This is a genomic window from Ornithinibacillus halophilus, assembly GCF_900129485.1.
Lineage (GTDB): Bacteria > Bacillota > Bacilli > Bacillales > Amphibacillaceae > Ornithinibacillus > Ornithinibacillus halophilus.
In genome coordinates this window covers 21,593-38,654 of record NZ_FQVW01000022.1, presented here as the reverse complement: position 1 = coordinate 38,654, position 17,062 = coordinate 21,593, and the positions used below count along the sequence as shown (strand labels likewise).

The following is a 17,062-nucleotide window of genomic DNA, read 5'->3' as shown; positions in this document are numbered from 1 at the left end:
TCCTACCCACATTGTTATGGGTAGGATTACTTTAAATAGGGTTGTACGTTTTCTATTGCTTTTTGGAGGTTTTGGCTATTCTTTTCATACATTTGTTTTACTTTTTCGTTTTCAGTTGCAAGGGCGAACATTTCTAGATCAGCTTGGCATTTTTTCATTGTTGCTAGTAATAGTGGTTTTTGAGATGGAGTAGGTACTGCTATTTTGTCATCATATAAATCGACCGTTAATTGTCCGTGAGTATCAACTTGGCCAAGAAAGACATTTTCAATACTAACATTGAGCTTTTCTAATTCTGTTTCTAGCCAATTTGTGTTTAATGATAGGTTTGCCAATGGTTCAAGTAGCACCTTACCATCCATAATTACGGTTTGTGGTTCTCTTTCAGGTGCGACTTTTAAACCAACGTCCTTTGCAGTAAGTGGTTGATTTTCTTTTTTAGGTAAGACAGAAAGCTCTCCAGTTGGTTCTAGCAAAGCAAATTCCACATCTGCAACTTTAAAAATATCCTTTTTACGTAAACTTTCTAAAAGGTCGTCTGTAGAGTAATGTTCTTTTTTTAAGTTATCTTCCATAATTTTTCCATTTTGAATGACAACGGTACTTTTTCCTTGCATGAAGTTTCGAAAGGTTTTACTTTTTAAAGAGATTAATTCAACCGAATAAGGAATTAAAAACCATACAAACATTGCAATTAGCGCATAATAGATTGGACTATCCAGGGTACTAATATGAATCGCTACTACACCACCTAGTACAACACCTGTAATGTATTCAAATATATTTAATTGTGATAATTGTTTCGAACCTAACCATTTAGTGAAAAAAAATAATACTACTAATAAGGTAACAGATCGTATCAATATTTGTACCCAATCTTGCATGTTTTATATCCTTTCTATTGTTTGTATTGTGGTTCTTCTTGAGAAAGCCAAATAACTTGCTTCTCCATATCTTCCTTGATTTCAGCAATAATTGTTTCTGCGTTTCTAAATACTTCACGTGCTTCTTTCTCATTTGTTTGGGATGCTAAAGTAGATAGAGTTGCTTCAATTCCTTTAATACTGGCATAGCATGATTTAACTTGGGAGCCAACAGTCATCTTACCCCTCCTATGTTACCCTTTAGGTTTAAACAATAATGCACCGATAAAGCCAAAAATTATTGCAGCAGAAATCCCTGAACTTGTAACTTCAAACATACCTGTAATTACGCCGATAATTCCATGTTTATCCGCTTCTTGCATGGCACCATGAACTAGTGAATTTCCAAAGTTTGTAATAGGAACGGTAGCTCCGGCTCCTGCAAAATCAATAAGAGGGTCATACCAGCCTAATCCATCTAAAATTGCTCCGGCAACAACTAAAATACTTAACGTATGACCAGGAGATAATTTAAAAACATCAAACATGATTTGTCCGATCACACAAATTATACCGCCGACAACAAAGGCCCAGAAAAAAATCATAAAGAATCACTCCCTGACTCAATAGATACGGCATGTGCAATACATGGAATCGGATTCTTTTGATTGACACTTAGTGGGGAATGTAACGCTCCTGTTGCAACAACCAATATCCTGTTTAATTCACCTTTAATCATCCGATTTAAAAAATGTCCATAGGTAACAACAGCAGAGCATGCTGCACCACTTGCACCTGCTAAAACAGGCTGATCTTCTCGATAGATAGTTAGTCCACAGTCAACATATTTCTCTTCCTCAATTGGAATCCCGTTCTTTTGTAGCATATCTAAGGATACTTCGCGACCGATATGCCCAAGGTCACCGGTTATAATTAAATCATAATAAGAAGGATCTACGTTACGTTCTTTTAAATGAGCGGTTATCGTGTCAACGGCAGCTGGTGCCATTGCTCCTCCCATATTAAAAGGATCGGACATACCCATATCAACTATTTTGCCAATAGTAGCCGAAGTGATAATCGGTCCATTGCCTTCTTTTGCAACTAATGCACAGCCAGCTCCGGTTACGGTCCACTGAGCAGTCGGTGGCTTTTGACCACCATATTCAGTAGGATAGCGAAACTGTTTTTCTGTTGCAGCATTATGACTGGATGCTCCACTTAGGATGTAATTGGCTCCATTCCCATTTATGAGGAAGGCACTTAATGCGAGACTTTCCATTGCAGTTGCACATGCACTAAATAACCCGAAATATGGAACACCTATTGTTTTTGCTGTAAAGCTAGTAGGTGTAATTTGATTAATTAAGTCTCCACTTATGAAATAGGAGACTTGTTCTTTTTCAATAGGACTATTTTTTAATGCAAATTGACATGCTTCTTCCATCATGGTTTGTTGTGCTTTTTCAAATGAATCTTGATTTAACCACATATCTTCGTGAAGAATATCAATATCTTTCGGTATATTTCCGTTCGCTTCAAAAGGTCCGCCTACTGTCCCTTTTGAGATAATTACTGGGTTATTCTCAAATTTCCAAGTTCGATGCCCAAGTAACATTTATATGACACCCCAATTTGATAAAAGAGTTTTAATAAGTGCGACAACGAATGCAGAAAAAACACCAAATAACACAACAGAACCAGCTAGTTTGAACATATTTCCACCGACACCAAGTACAAATCCTTCTGTACGATGTTCAATACAGGCAGATATTACTGCATTACCAAATCCAGTAACAGGAACAGCTGTGCCTGCACCAGCAAATTGACCGAATCGATCATAAACACCAAAACCAGTTAATAGCATCGTAATAAAAATTAATGTAGCAACAGTAGGGTTTCCAGCTGTTTGTTCGGTAAAGTGGAAGAAATGTATATAAAAAGTAGTTATAAGTTGGCCGATAAAGCAAATAAACCCACCTACAAAAAATGCTTTTATACAGTTCTTCACAACTGGACGTTTTACTTCTCTTTTATCTTGAAAGGATTGATACTTCTGTGCAATAGGAGGTAAGTTTTTCTTTTTCTTATCTGCCATAAACTCTTCACTCTTTCTTTTATGCTTGGTCTTTCGATAGTTTAATGATGTGCTTAAGTTCTTTTTCTAATTTCTTATTTGAAATATTATCTTCACGTAATTTCTTTTCTAAGTCTTCTAATTCCAAGATGATTTTCTTATCAGTGGATAGTTCTACCTTATAATCAGGAAATTCTTTTTCCATCTTTTTTTGAAGTTCTTTTCTTTTTTTCTCTAATAGGAATCGTTCATGATGTGGGATTTCAATTGTGATTAACATTTTGTTAGAAGTATTTACTGCCTGAACAGCGGTAACTGAATCATTCTTACTTAGAATTTCTTTTGCCCGATTTGCTGCAGTTTGATCATGGATATTACCCTTAGTTGAAATTTTGGTTAGTTGAATATCCTGAGAATTTCTGCCAGATGAATTATTCATTTCGGTACCACAGCTAGTTAGTAAGCCAATAACAAGTAAAAATGAAATCGTTATTCTAATGTACAACATGTTCTTCACCTATTCCTGTCAGTTAGCAGGGGAGAAAGAAAACATGTTCGCCCCTGCTAACTAGTTATATATACTAAAATCCTTTATATTGTGGTTCTTCTTGTTCTATTTGCTGAACACGTGGTTCAACTGAATTCAAGATACTTTGAGTTTGTTGTGCTGCATTTTCGTATAATTTTTTTGCTTGCTTATTTTCAGTTTGTAATGCAAACTGCTCAAAACTTGCTTGTGCACTTTTTAGACCAGCAATTGTTTGCTTTACCTGACTAGATACAGTCATGGTATTTTCCCCTCCTTTATGATAGGGTTCTTATTATCTTTCAATTTTTGTGCAATTTTATTCGCAATTAATTAGTTACTTGAACATACAACGAAAAAAGGTGCCCCCATATGGAGCACCTATATTTTTAGCTTCTATTCATGTTTTTATTCTTGACGAAGGGACCAACATCTAGTCGTACAGGATGGGAATATTTTCTTATCATCTGATTGGTCCACGTATCATATCTTTTGTTTGTTGAACGACTTTGGTAATAATCTTTTAACTTTTCATCAAACTCAGCAACTTTACCATTTTGATTGGTGTTATATTGGTTTTCATGGTAGATGATTTCCATTGGTAATCTTGGCTTTAACTCTGGTTCTTCATCAGGATAACCTAGAGCTAAACCAAACAGTGGAATTACATAATCCGGAAGTTCTAATAAATCATTTACTTTATTAATGTTATTTCTTAAGCTTCCAATATAACAAGCACCTAATCCCATTGATTCTGCTGCTATAACAGCATTTTGTGCTGCTAGACTCGCATCAACTGTTGCTACTATAAATTGTTCCGTACTCTCTAGGCTTGCAATCATTTTTTCTTGATCTTGAATAGATGCTTGACTGTATACACGATGTAAATCTGCACAAAATACTAAAAAATGTCCGTTTTCTTTTACATAAGACTGACCAGATACTAATGAAAGCTCTTCTTTTATTTTAGGCTTCGTAATTCCTATAATGGAATAAGCCATCACATAGCTTGAAGTGGATGCTTGTTGTGCTGATCTAATAATTTCTTCTATTTGATTATTTGAAAGTTGTTTCTTTTTAAATTTACGAATAGAGCGATGATTTTGTAAGGTTTCGATGGTGGTGTTATTCAAAGTAAAACTCCTTTAGTTTGTTTTATTAGTTGTTAGTATGATGTTCGTTGTTTGTGAGTTTGCTGTGTTTAGCCAATCATTTAAATGTTCTATGTCTGCATGTAACACGTCTGGAATGTAAAAACTTAATGTCTCATTATCTAGCCATTCTGCAGAGATAATTGGCCACTTGTAGTTGTTCACCATACGATTATCATTTGTAGTGTTTAATGGTAATCTTTCCCATGTACCTAAATCAATTGTGACAACCTTCGATACTGGAAGAGGAGAATCTAATGTTAATCGGTTAAAATGAAAGAACAATTTCGTTTCATCAGGTGATAACTGTACATTTTTGAGTTCGGCTAAATCGGTAAGCAAATGGCCAGAATTATCTTTGGATTGGTCTAATAATAAATAAGAACATTTACTTCTGTTAGTATTGCAAGAAAATTCAAGCAAGTAAATACTATTTTCATCTTCCTGATGGATATTTTGTAATTGCATAGCTTCAACCATTTCTTCACGGTGATTTGCAGCTGTCAAATATTGTTGTAAGATTGGTACTAAGTTCAAGTTTATTCTTACAATTTCTTCTTCCAGAGCAAATTCAATAAATTCATCCACTTTTTCTTCATTAACCTCTTCAATTAGTTCTGGATCATTATTTGGGTTAGGTGGTGTCGTTTCTTTTCTAATAATAGCTGGTTCGTCATTTATACATGCAGAAAGGAGAAAGAGTAAGCAAAAAAGGCTAAACCACTTTTTGTACATAAAGCCACTCCCATATTTTCATAATTAATAATTATTATAACGCTTTCTTTAATTTCTGTTAAATAAAAAAACATCACAATGGTGTGATGTGTATTTTCTCAGTAGATATCAAGGAGAAATAATTTACTTTAATACCGTATTTTCTTCTTGCTCTTTTTTCCGTATTCGTAGAATTAAATATATGATTAAGGACAGTATAACTCCAACTGTTATGAAAACCGATATCATGTTTCGCAACTCCTTATAGGGATATTGTTAGTAACTAGATTGCCCAAATTCATTTAATTAATGATTACAATTATATTCTTTTTTGGTAAACTTGTAATTAATAGTTAGTGACTGTTATGTATTAGGAAAGGGGGCAACTATGAAAACATTCAAGCTTAAGGAATTTCAAATATTGGTAAATAAAAATGGTGATATCGTTAAACATCCTATTCAATTAATTGATGGCTTAATAATTAATCGGGAAGATGAAAAAAACAGATGGACAATTGAAGCATACATAGAACAAAGTTATTTCGACTTTTTCGAACAACTAAAAGGTACTAGAGATGAAATAATGGTAGAGGTAAGGATTACAAAAGAAAGTAATGAACCTGCTACATTTATTTCCTCCATAATTGGGATTAATAAGATTGAATCCAATATGAATGTTCTGTTATCTGGTCAAATTGTAGATCAACGTAAAAGTAAGATTGAAGGCTTGTTAACGGATTTAGTTCAAGAAGGATACCAAGGCGAAGAATTAATTGATAAATTTAAAGATAAGATTGAATGAAAGTTGACCTTGTAATGGTTAGCTTTCATTCTTTCTATTCAATAGGCTGCTTGTAATCGGAATTGTGTTTTAACGATGATTTGTTAAAATGATGACAATTTGATTAATAGATGATTTGGATTTATGGATTTATATTCTTAGAAGGATTCCTTCTTAAATGATAGGTATCATATAAATAATATAGGTAAAAGGGTTTACAAATTCATATAACATTATGTATAATTTTTGCATCTTTTAGACTAATTATAAAACGAAGCACATAAAGTTGTCGAAAACAGAGGAAATTTTTACATATAACTGATATAATAAAAATAACTTAGTCGATACATGAAGTATTTTGACTAGTAAGGAGAAACGCATGGATTTTACTAAGTCATTTAATCGCTGGTTTAATCATTTATCGCCAGTACGAATGATTTTATTTTTTTATATGCTAGCTGTTATTGTTTCAACTTTATTATTATCAATGCCAATTGCTCACAAAGATGGTATTAATCTACCATTAATCGATGTCTTATTTGTTGCAGTAAGCGCATTAAGTGTGACAGGTTTAACACCTATTACTATTGTGGACTCATTTAGTGTTGTTGGGTTTATTATTATTGCAGCTATATTGCAACTTGGTGCAGTTGGAGTTATGGCAATTGGAACATTTATATGGATATTAATCGGTAAGAAAATAGGACTTAAAGAGCGTCGTTTAATTATGACGGATCAAAATATGACTAATTTTGAAGGTATGGTTCGGTTAATCAAACAAATCATTATTGTGTTGGTAATTATAGAATTTGTAGGATTTATCACTTTAGGTACATATTTTTTGCAATATTATCCTACAGTTAAAGAAGCTTATTTACACGGTTTTTTTGGTACGATAAGTGCAATTACTAACGGTGGGTTTGACATTACAGGCGAATCCTTAATGCCTTTTCGCAATGATTATTTCGTACAATTTATTAATATTTTACTTATTATATTTGGCGCAATTGGATTTCCAGTTCTAATTGAAGTTAAGAATTTTCTATTTTCTAAATACGATAAACGAAGAACCATTCGCTTTAGCCTATTTACAAAGGTAACCACTAGTACCTTTTTAATTTTAATCGTTATAGGATCAATCTTTATCTATTTATTTGACAGCAAGAATTTCTTCGCTGATAAATCATGGCATGAGATTTTATTTTATTCTTTGTTTCAGTCCGTTACCACAAGAAGTGGTGGACTGTCCACGATGGATGTTAGTTTATTAACAGAACAGAATCACTTATTTATGTCCTTTTTAATGTTTATTGGTGCTTCTCCTAGTAGTGCTGGTGGGGGAATTCGAACGACCACATTTGCATTAGTAGTAATTTTTATTATTACGTATGCAAGAGGTGGGCATAGTATACGAATTTTTAGAAGAGAAGTTTATGAAGAGGATTTACTAAAAGCAGTAACAGTAATGCTAATGGCCATTCTAACTGTATTTGCATCCGTTCTCATTATATCCAGTATAGAGCCATATACAATTACACAAATACTCTTTGAAGTAACATCTGCATTTGGTACGGTAGGTCTTTCACTAGGAATTACCAGTGAACTAACGACTGTGAGTAAGGTCATTTTAATGTTCTTAATGTTTATTGGTAGAGTGGGGATTATTACATTCTTGTTTATGTTTAAAAAGACTAAGAGAAGTGGCAACTATCACTATCCAAAAGAACGAATCATTATTGGTTAATTCACAGACAAAGGAATAGGAGAACTAGTCTATGTATAAAAAGGTTAATTTACCCATACACAATCAAATTATTTCATTACTAAAAGAGCCCATTCTTATTCTCGACCCGAACGGTACTATACTTAGTGGAAACAAGGCAGCTTTTCAGATTCTACAATTACAAAATCAAACCACCGAGTCCTTGTCTATTTCAAGCTTTATTGACTTCGAATTGATAAAGCAATCGGATGAGACACATATAGTCATGGAACAGTTTAATCAAAGTGGAAAACTGCTAGAAGTTAGATCTGTCCTATTGGATAACTATTACTACTGCATAATATTTAATCAGTTGTCCCTTCAAGAACAAACGGATGAGATAAAACAGTTCTTAAATGAAGTAGCAGCACCTAGTACCGAAGGCGTATTAATGTATGGAGAAAAAAATATCTTAGACTGTGATTCTGTATTTGCTGATATGTTTGGTTATACTCCAGAGGAATTACAAGGGAAGCCAATAAGTGATATTATAAATCTTAAGAATAAAAATAGCACGAAAACTGAAGAGAGCCACCTACAAAATGGAAACCAATTTGAATTAACAGGAATTCGAAAAGATGGCAAGAAGATTTATATTGATTTGATAGAGTATCCTTATACTAGCCATGGGAAAATTATACGAATTGCAAGTGTTAAAAATATAACTGAACGTGTTGAAAATGAAAATCGTATTGAATATATGGCATTTTATGATGAATTAACCGATTTGCCGAATCGGAATTTTTTCCATAAAGTTTTAAAAGAGGCAATCCGAGAGTCTAAATTTAACAATGAAGGACTAGCAGTTTTCTTTGTAGACTTAGATTATTTTAAAGAGATTAATGATACACTAGGTTATTCTTTTGGTGATAAATTATTAAAAGCTTTTGGAAATAAATTAAAAGCCTTTTTAGAAACAGATACATTTATAGCAAGAATGAGTGGAGACGAATTCCTAATACTACAGCGTAATATAACATCAAAGGACACTGCTGTATTATTAGCAGAGCAGTTAATTAAAGAATTCGAAAGCCCGATAAAGATTGGTGAATATGAGATTTTCACCTCGGTAAGTATCGGAATTAGTCTTTACCCTGAAAATGGGGAAACAGCTAATGATTTAATTAAACATGCAGATTCTGCAATGTATGTTATTAAAGAAAAACATCGAAATAATTACAATTTATTTGAATCATCAATTTCAGAGAATTTTAAAATGATGTTGACAATGGAAACAGAGTTAAGAAAAGCCTTAAAGGAAAAGCAGTTCGAGTTACATTATCAACCACAAAAGAATTTGAGTTCAGGTAAAGTAGTTGGTTTAGAGGCCCTGATTCGATGGAACCATCCAGAAAAAGGGTATATTTCACCAGGAGATTTTATTCCTTTAGCGGAAAAGACGGGTCTAATTATCGAAATCGGCGATTGGGTGTTGTACGAGGCTTGTAGGCAGAATAAGGAATGGCAGGATGCAGGATATGAACCGGTTACTGTTAGTGTTAATTTGTCCGCAAAGCAATTCCACCAGCGTAATCTTGTAGACAAAGTGAAACAGGTTCTGAATAAAACTGGTTTAGAACCACATTACTTAGATCTTGAGATTACAGAAAGCATGGCAATGTCTAATGAGGAAGATATATTAAAAACATTACATGATCTAAGAGATTTAGGGGTATTTGTTTCTATTGATGATTTTGGGACAGGATATTCATCATTTAAATACTTAAGTATATTCCCAGTTACTAAATTAAAAATAGACAAAATGTTTTTGAATGATGCTCAAAAGGAAAATAAAGCAATTGTAAAGTCAATCATTCATATGTCGCATTCTTTGGATATGAAAGTAATTGCCGAAGGGGTAGAAACAGTAGATCAACTATTGTTTTTAGCGGGTGTGGAATGTGATGAAATGCAAGGGTTTTATTTTAGCAAGCCCTTACCACCAGAAAAACTAAATAACTTCTTTATAGAAGTGTAAATATAACTAAATCAAATCGAGCTATAATTCGTTAATATGAATTATAGCTCGATTCTTTATAAGGTGTCACTGATTGAATCACTCTTGTATATCCATTTCAATTATTTTTAATTGCTCGTTTTCATAAGCAACCGTTAAAGTATAGATTAATTCAACTTTCTTTGTTTCTTCTTCGTTTGGTAATTTAGTATCAATTGTCACTTCAACTGTTGTTATTAAATTATTATCTTCAGTAACCTCTTCAGATAGAATTGTATAATCTAAATTAATTATTTGTATATAACCTTTTCTAAAGTCGGAATACGTAGTTGTGGTCTGTATGGAATCTCCTAGTAAAGCATAGGCACCTACATAATCTCTGATAAGAATACTATCGAAGAAGTATTCAATTAAATATGCACTGTCTTGCATGAACTGATCAGGATTAATCGTATTAACCAAATCGTCCATGCTAGTAAAGTCCAATAAATCATTTCTAGCCTCATTCGACCACTTTTCTACTTGATCCAATACGTCTGCTATTGGAATACTAAAACCAAGAGTACCGTCTTCAGTACCAACAGAATTTATCCCAATTACTTTTCCAGATTCCCGATTTAGTAATGGTCCACCACTGTTACCATGTGTGATTTGGGCTGAAATTTGGTACGCATTTTCATAGTCATATCCTTCTACAGAAAAATTCCTCTCAGTTCCTGATATGATACCAAGTGTAACCGTGTTTTGGAAGCCATGTGGGCTACCAAGAGCAATAACTTCATCCCCAATTTCAGATGGTTTTTCTCGTTCCATTTCTAGTCCTTTTTCACCTGCTAATTGCGGTACACGAATCACCGCAATATCTGTTTTCTTATCAATTCCTATTACTGCAGCAGGATAAATTCGAGCGTTAGCCGTACGAACCGTTATAATCTCAGAATCACGTATAACATGTGCATTCGTTATAATATCACCTTTTTGATTATACAAAAACCCAGAGCCTGTAGATGTATTGTACTCACTTTGTGCTTCTATTTGAACCACGAACTTTTCGTTTTCATGAATAATATTTTTAAGTGTCAATGTTTGTTTCTCTTCATTAACTTGCTGAAGTTCTGGTTTGTTAATAGCAAGGTCTTCCATATGCCAAGACCAATATAAATACCCGATAAAAATAAATCCAATGACACTTATTAGTATTGTAATTATAATCGGGAGGTTTCGTTTCTTCTTCATTTTGTCACTCCGTTATATTCCTATATTTAGTAACTTGTGTACCAAGTCATTTTGTTTACGATTAATTCTGCATCTTTTATTTCTGGAGCATCATAATGTGTAAATTCAAACTTTCCAATCTCTTCTGGATACAATGTGTCTGGGTATACGTAGACCTCATTTGAAAGAAGCTCCGATTCTTCATTTTTTATTAATGAATAATCAATAAGTACAGATTGAAGGGGGACCGTTGCAATACTTTTGACTTCCCCTTTAATCACTAAATTACCTTGATCATCTTCCTCCATATGAATATCAATCAATTCAATTGCGTCATTTTCATTAAATTCTCTTTCTTCTTCAGCTGTGTTTAATGCTTGTTCTATACGTTGTTGTTGAGTGATTTCAAAAGACACTTTTTCTTTCTCGATTGTAGTTTGTAAGCTTAATAGTTTATCAGAACTTGGTGCGTATTTTAATCCATCTTGTACAATGGCCTGAGCATCATTGAAATGGTTATTAGAAAGTTGTTCACTGGCTTGAGAATATGCAAATTCAATTATTTGCCCTCGTATATTTTCTGTTATTTCTTCAGCTTCTACTTCATTGATTGAGTCGGCTTCCCAAAGCAATGATTTTAATTCTGATATACTTGGATTTTGTTCTAAATTAAATAGTAATTGGGATATCTTTACTTGGTTTTGTAAAGATATCAGTTCATCGACTAAGTTGTTTACAACTGATCCATTGTAATTCGTTAATTTATTTTCTGCATTTGTTATTAATGATAAAGCTTCTTGGAACTTTCCTTGTTCCAGATTAGACTCTGCTTGTTTGATTGCAATTTGTATTTCTTTAGCACGATCAATAAAAGCTAATCCTATATGGGCTTGGGAAAAGTTTTGCTTTTGTTTTAATGCTTTTTGAAATAAAGCTTCTGCTTGATCAATTTCTTCGTTTATTAGTTTTTGTTCACCTTGTTCATACAGCTCTTTTGCTTGTGTGGATTGATGTTGAAGAAATAAATAAAATAAACTCGATGCAACTGTTAATACTATAAATGTTGCAATTGGAAGATACCAAAATTTATTTAATGATTTTTTTGCTGGATATCGTTGATTTTTATCTTCAGGTAATTTGTTACCACAAGATACACAAAATAATTCATCTTCTTTTACGTTGTTACCACATTGAGGACAATAAAGCATGGCTATCACCTTTCTAGTCATATGACGAAACTAGTAACTTTTTTTAACAATAGGAAATAATCTTTATCCATTTTATCATATTTCTCTTTATTTAGGGTTGTAATCTTGTTATGATAATGTTGGGAAATCTAAAATGACATACAGGTTTGGCAATATAGAGCTCTTACTGTATACATAGAAAGGAAAAGGGGGGTGCACGCTCATGATGACTTTATTTGGTATTCTTTGTTTTGGGATTTTAGCACTTAATATAGGTTACTGTCTTTTCGATCATGAAAAGTAAATAGAAAAGAGCCTGTCCCATTGGGGCAGACTCCTATTTTTTTCATTTTGTCCTTGAAATCTCTGAAAAAGGAAAAATGATAAATTCTGATCTTCCAATAATTTCGTCCTCTGTAATAAAACCTAATCCATTTCTACTATCCTTACTAATGGCTCGGTGATCTCCCATGACAAAATATTTACCATCTGGTATCTCAATAGGACCAAAGTTTCCTGTGTAATTTTTTGAATCAACTGTTAAAAAGCGCTGTTCGTACGGTTCACCATTAATATACAGTATGTGATTTCTTACCTCAACTGTTTCCCCTGGTAGTCCAATAACACGTTTTACGTAGTTTTTCGTCGGACGCTGAATAATGACAATATCACCACGAGAAGGCTCTCCTATTATGTATACTATTTTATTAAATATAACTCGTTCTCCATGTTGTAAAGTTGGATCCATACTATCACCTTCTACGATGGAGGTTGCAAAAACAAAAGTACGTAATAAGAATGCCAATATTACTGCGATTGCAATAGCTTTTAGCCATTCTAGCCATTCTTTTTTATCTTTTTTCTCTGGCACTAGAGACATCCTCTCTTATATGTTGAACGTTTAGTACATGTTCTTTTACTATTATTATACCAGTTTTTATGAGTAATAATAAGAAGACAAACTTTTAACATAATAATCTTTTTCTTGATTGAATAAATATACAAACCTATGATAAAGTTATATCAATAAGCTAAGGAGGCAACCTTTGTGAATCCTATGAATGAAACTGAAAAACTACTTCAAGAGATAGAAAATGTACGAAAGCAGATGTCTGAAGTTGCTCTTTCTAAAGGGATAACTAGTTTAGAATCGATAGCCTTAAGTCAGGAATTAGACCGTTTGTTAAACATCTATAATAATGAAATTTCTAAAATCCATAAGTAATATGGGTATGCTAATATAATTTTTCATTTAGTAGAAATGTTTCCAGCCGGTTTAATCCTTCTTCTAAAGCTTCAAGGCTGTAAGCATAAGATAGTCGCATATATCCTTCACCCAAGTGTGAAAAACTACTTCCCGGTACTAAAGCAACCTTTCCCTTCTTAACTAAGGTTAAACCTAGGTCAAAGGATGACATATCCTTGACTGGGAACTTAGGAAAGAAATAAAATGCTCCTTCTGGTTTATTAACTTCTAAACCCATCTTAATTAATCTGCTATAAACATATTCCCTTCTTTGATGATATACATTACGCATTTCTTCTGGATCATGGATTCCAGTTGTTAAAGCTTCGAGAGCTGCATACTGGCTAATAGACGAAGCGCAAGATACATTATACTGGTGAACTTTAATAATATGTTTGGAAAGCCACTGTGGTGCCAATACGTAACCAATTCGAAATCCTGTCATTGAGTGAGATTTTGATAATCCATTTATAACAATTGTTTTGTCGTGAACTTCTGAAAATGCTGCAATGGAATGGTGTGTTTGATCATAGATTAACTCGCTATATATTTCATCGGCAAGGATAAATATATCTCGATCTTTTAAAACGGAAATCAAATCTTTTAATTCTGAGTACGAATAGGATGCTCCTGTTGGATTGGAAGGGTAGGGGAGCACTACACATTTTGTTTTATCGGTTATGTTGTTTTTCAAAGTTTCTTTCGTTAGTTTAAGATTTGTTTTCGTTGTATCTACATAAATTGGCTTGGCGTTTGCTAACGTAATTAAGGGTTCATATCCTGGATAAATTGGCCCTGGTAATAGTACCTCATCACCTGGATTTAGTATCGTTCTAAATGTAATATCGATTGCTTGTGATGCACCAGTTGTAACAATGATTTCATTTTTTGGATCATAACTTATTCCATATTTAGTCTCATAAAAATCAGATATGGCATTTCTTAACTCAATAATTCCTGCATTGTTTGTATATGTAGTTTTATTATTTTCAAGTGCTCGAGTAGTAGCATGTTTTATATGTTCTGGTGTATGAAAGTCTGGTTGCCCAATTGTTAGGGAAATGACGTCTTTTTCATGTTGAACCATATTAAAGAATTTTCTTATACCAGAAATCTCGATAGACTTCACTTGCCTATTTAAATAATTCTCCAAATTAAACCCTCCACCTATGTATTCTACGTTCAATATCATACCATACATTAGTATCAAAGTGCGTAAAAAAACAGGAGGGATATAAAAACACCCTCCTGTAATATGGACATATATTTATCGTTATTTAGCTAAATTTTTGAATAGGACATTGTTTTCTAAATGAATATGTTGGAATGTGTCTGATTCTAAATCAGCTAGTCTAGCATACGTAATTCTATAGGAATTACAAGCTTCTACTGGTGGTGTGAAATCATTTGTAATCACTCTGATACGTTTTAGTAAATCTCCAGCAACATCGTGTTCATCTTCCAAACCACCATTTGCAATACGAATCTTTTCTAGTAATGCTTCACTAGGGTTTAATTCATATTCTTTAATTAATGGAAATACTTCTTCATCTTCTTTTATTGTATGTTCTTCTAATTCCAATTTTAATTCATGATATATACGATGTAATTCTTTTAGATGTGGATGTTTCGCACCGTGTACACGGAATATCTTAGTTACAAACTGACCTAGTGGTGCTAATTCATCGTTTAAATATGCGTGGTGAGTATGGACTATGTGATCGATTAGTTGTGATGCAGGTATTGCGTCCCAATCTGTAACATCATGGTCTTCTTTGCTCCACTCTTGATATAAGTCGTTTAATTCTTTTAATACGACCTCGCCATCTAACTGTTTTTCTGAGAAAACATTAGTTAATGGTTTATCACCACCACAACAAAAGTCGATTCTACGTTCTTTAAAGAAGTCACTTGCTTTCGGAAAAATTTTAACTATATCAGCTGGTGTTTGTTCAATTGTAAAAGTATTCATTATCATTTAGACCTCCTATAGGTGAATATAGTTAAATGATAATGGTTTTCATTACTTTGTGTCGTGACCTGTATCACACTTATACAGCATTTTTCCTCTTATTTACCAATAGCTGAGATTCTTTATTAGATTTCATGGATAGTTGAATCAAAATAACTGCTCCAATAATACAAGCCATCCCTACCATTTGAAGGAGACTAAATGCCTCTTCGAAAATAAATATACCAATTATCGTCGCTACAACAGGTTCTATAGTTGTTAATATAGATGCTTTGGATGCCTCTATTTGCATCAATCCATATGTATATATGATATAGGCAAAAGCAGTTGGTAATAGTCCTAACCCAAATGCATAGAGCAAAACAGTTGGATCTAGTAGTAAATGTATTTTTTCAGAATAAGGGAAGAATGGAAGTAATGCAATTGCTGCGACTATAAAAGTAAATGTTGTAATTGTTAAGCTAGTATATTTCTTGGCAGCAAATTTACTAAAAACACTATAAAATGCATATCCAATTCCAGACCCAATCCCAAAGAGTATACTTCCTATCTGAATTGATTGTAAGTTGATAGGGATTAATCCAACTACAAAGCAGGTGCCGAAAAGGGTTATAGCTAAAGCAACTATTTTTACTTTAGTTAAAGGCTCTTTGAAGAAAAAGAACGATAGTATCGTTACGAATGCAGGTGCAGTATATAGTAATGCTGTTGCAATAGGGATTGTTGATAGCTCAATTGCAGTAAAAAGACAATAATTAAAAAAGATAATACTTAATATACCTGTACCTATAAAATATTTAAGATCACCGACAGACTGTAATTTTAGCTTCTTAGGTGAAGTAATAAGAAAATAAATTAGTAGGATGATAGCAGTTGTCCAAGCCCTAAGTGTTACAACTTCCATAGGTGTGAAGCCAAAAGCATACAAATTTTTAACATACCAACTAATCGTTCCCCACAAAGCAGCTCCTAAAATGATGAAAAAGAAAGCTTTATTCATAAATGTACACCTCATTCTATGTATGATAAATCCTAATATAAATAGTTGGATTTTTTCAATTACAATAATTATAGCAAATTTTTTGATAAATTGGCATAAAAGGATTTTTTATAAATTTTGTAACAGAAGGAAGAGGGAGTGAAGTTTTAGAGTATATGTATATGTATAATCGAATGATTTCCAGTTAATGATGTTGATAAGATTCAATCAGGGATGAGAGGTGAGGGAGATGTTTAATTCTATTGTTATCAGTTCACTTATTCCATGGATTAAGATGCCACATTTGCAATCATTAGGAATTACGGAAGAAATATTATTATACGGGATTGTTATAGGCGGAATTATTGGATGTTATTTCATTATTCAACCAATTATTCGGTTGATACTCTCTTTAAAAGCTGAGCGGTTACTTAGTTATTTAGTTAGCAGTTTATTATTTTTTGTCTTATTCTTTAGTGTCATTCTAATTAAAGGAGAAATAACAGTAGATTCATATAAAGTACTTGGGTTTGCGCTACAAGGTTTAAGCATATTAGGTGGAGGACTGTTACTAATGAATGGAGTAAAATGGATTGTTTTAAATGTTAAGACAAAAAAGAGTGCATGATTGG

Annotated in this window: 20 protein-coding genes; 5 read left to right on the top strand and 15 right to left on the bottom strand. The window is 33.0% G+C overall.

All coding sequences use genetic code 11. The features are described 5' to 3' along the window. Positions 1–26: 26 nt before the first annotated feature. The 9 genes from BUB12_RS10165 to BUB12_RS10125 all read right to left on the bottom strand — a co-directional run bounded on the left by BUB12_RS10165 (position 27) and on the right by BUB12_RS10125 (position 5,352). On the bottom strand, positions 27–884 hold the full coding sequence (locus BUB12_RS10165; protein WP_072890617.1) for a DUF421 domain-containing protein: 858 nt from the start codon (positions 882–884) through the stop codon (positions 27–29). A 14-nt stretch (positions 885–898) separates the two neighbouring features. After that, positions 899–1,102, bottom strand: a complete 204-nt coding sequence (locus BUB12_RS10160; protein WP_072890616.1) for a DUF1657 domain-containing protein — start codon at positions 1,100–1,102, stop codon at positions 899–901. A gap of 15 nt (positions 1,103–1,117) precedes the next feature. Further along, a complete protein-coding gene (gene spoVAE / locus BUB12_RS10155; protein WP_072890614.1) occupies positions 1,118–1,468 on the bottom strand; it encodes a stage V sporulation protein AE in 351 nt (116 codons plus the stop codon). After that, positions 1,465–2,481 (bottom strand): stage V sporulation protein AD, encoded by a 1,017-nt coding sequence (spoVAD, locus tag BUB12_RS10150; protein WP_072890606.1) that lies wholly within the window; start codon positions 2,479–2,481, stop codon positions 1,465–1,467. The genes spoVAE and spoVAD overlap by 4 nt, the downstream gene beginning before the upstream one ends. Further along, positions 2,482–2,961, bottom strand: a complete 480-nt coding sequence (gene spoVAC / locus BUB12_RS10145; RefSeq protein WP_072890604.1) for a stage V sporulation protein AC — start codon at positions 2,959–2,961, stop codon at positions 2,482–2,484. 19 nt (positions 2,962–2,980) lie between these two features. Further along, positions 2,981–3,445 carry a YhcN/YlaJ family sporulation lipoprotein gene (locus BUB12_RS10140; protein ID WP_159431566.1) on the bottom strand — a complete coding sequence of 155 codons (465 nt, stop codon included), beginning with the start codon at positions 3,443–3,445 and terminating at the stop codon, positions 2,981–2,983. 76 nt (positions 3,446–3,521) lie between these two features. After that, the gene (locus BUB12_RS10135) at positions 3,522–3,728 is read right to left on the bottom strand and encodes a DUF1657 domain-containing protein (protein ID WP_072890600.1); all 207 of its coding nucleotides are present in this window, start codon (positions 3,726–3,728) and stop codon (positions 3,522–3,524) included. A gap of 127 nt (positions 3,729–3,855) precedes the next feature. Then, the gene (gene nfsA, locus BUB12_RS10130; protein ID WP_072890599.1) at positions 3,856–4,599 is read right to left on the bottom strand and encodes an oxygen-insensitive NADPH nitroreductase; all 744 of its coding nucleotides are present in this window, start codon (positions 4,597–4,599) and stop codon (positions 3,856–3,858) included. A 12-nt stretch (positions 4,600–4,611) separates the two neighbouring features. Continuing rightward, the gene (locus BUB12_RS10125) at positions 4,612–5,352 is read right to left on the bottom strand and encodes a hypothetical protein (RefSeq protein WP_072890597.1); all 741 of its coding nucleotides are present in this window, start codon (positions 5,350–5,352) and stop codon (positions 4,612–4,614) included. A gap of 367 nt (positions 5,353–5,719) precedes the next feature. On the opposite strand from BUB12_RS10125, the gene BUB12_RS10120 reads away from it, so the two are divergent. From BUB12_RS10120 to BUB12_RS10110, 3 genes are all read left to right on the top strand, one after another. Continuing rightward, complete coding sequence (locus tag BUB12_RS10120) at positions 5,720–6,133, top strand: YwpF family protein (RefSeq protein ID WP_072890596.1); 414 nt, start codon at positions 5,720–5,722, stop codon at positions 6,131–6,133. Positions 6,134–6,491: 358 nt separating this feature from the next. Then, positions 6,492–7,856, top strand: a complete 1,365-nt coding sequence (locus BUB12_RS10115) for a TrkH family potassium uptake protein (RefSeq protein ID WP_072890594.1) — start codon at positions 6,492–6,494, stop codon at positions 7,854–7,856. A 31-nt stretch (positions 7,857–7,887) separates the two neighbouring features. Continuing rightward, complete coding sequence (locus BUB12_RS10110; RefSeq protein ID WP_072890593.1) at positions 7,888–9,852, top strand: GGDEF and EAL domain-containing protein; 1,965 nt, start codon at positions 7,888–7,890, stop codon at positions 9,850–9,852. A gap of 78 nt (positions 9,853–9,930) precedes the next feature. Here BUB12_RS10110 and BUB12_RS10105 read toward each other — a convergent pair whose 3' ends face one another. The 3 genes from BUB12_RS10105 to lepB form a co-directional block, all read right to left on the bottom strand. Further along, the gene (locus BUB12_RS10105; RefSeq protein ID WP_072890591.1) at positions 9,931–11,067 is read right to left on the bottom strand and encodes a S1C family serine protease; all 1,137 of its coding nucleotides are present in this window, start codon (positions 11,065–11,067) and stop codon (positions 9,931–9,933) included. A 26-nt stretch (positions 11,068–11,093) separates the two neighbouring features. Beyond that, positions 11,094–12,275 carry a zinc ribbon domain-containing protein gene (locus BUB12_RS10100; RefSeq protein WP_234982650.1) on the bottom strand — a complete coding sequence of 394 codons (1,182 nt, stop codon included), beginning with the start codon at positions 12,273–12,275 and terminating at the stop codon, positions 11,094–11,096. Between the two features lie 304 nt (positions 12,276–12,579). Further along, positions 12,580–13,113 carry a signal peptidase I gene (gene lepB, locus BUB12_RS10095; protein ID WP_072890588.1) on the bottom strand — a complete coding sequence of 178 codons (534 nt, stop codon included), beginning with the start codon at positions 13,111–13,113 and terminating at the stop codon, positions 12,580–12,582. Positions 13,114–13,290: 177 nt separating this feature from the next. Here lepB and BUB12_RS10090 point away from each other — a divergent pair, with 177 nt between their 5' ends. Next, positions 13,291–13,458: an aspartyl-phosphate phosphatase Spo0E family protein gene (locus tag BUB12_RS10090; RefSeq protein ID WP_072890632.1), complete on the top strand. Its 168-nt coding sequence runs from the start codon at positions 13,291–13,293 to the stop codon at positions 13,456–13,458. A 10-nt stretch (positions 13,459–13,468) separates the two neighbouring features. On the opposite strand, the gene BUB12_RS10085 is transcribed toward BUB12_RS10090, so the two are convergent. From BUB12_RS10085 to BUB12_RS10075, 3 genes are all read right to left on the bottom strand, one after another. Further along, positions 13,469–14,632 (bottom strand): aminotransferase A, encoded by a 1,164-nt coding sequence (locus tag BUB12_RS10085; RefSeq protein WP_072890587.1) that lies wholly within the window; start codon positions 14,630–14,632, stop codon positions 13,469–13,471. Between the two features lie 120 nt (positions 14,633–14,752). Then, positions 14,753–15,454 carry an iron-sulfur cluster repair di-iron protein gene (gene ric, locus BUB12_RS10080; protein WP_407668444.1) on the bottom strand — a complete coding sequence of 234 codons (702 nt, stop codon included), beginning with the start codon at positions 15,452–15,454 and terminating at the stop codon, positions 14,753–14,755. Between the two features lie 76 nt (positions 15,455–15,530). After that, a complete protein-coding gene (locus BUB12_RS10075; RefSeq protein WP_072890585.1) occupies positions 15,531–16,451 on the bottom strand; it encodes a DMT family transporter in 921 nt (306 codons plus the stop codon). A 229-nt stretch (positions 16,452–16,680) separates the two neighbouring features. Between BUB12_RS10075 and BUB12_RS10070 the strand changes: the two genes are divergently transcribed. Further along, positions 16,681–17,058 (top strand): hypothetical protein, encoded by a 378-nt coding sequence (locus BUB12_RS10070; RefSeq protein WP_072890579.1) that lies wholly within the window; start codon positions 16,681–16,683, stop codon positions 17,056–17,058. Positions 17,059–17,062: the final 4 nt, after the last annotated feature.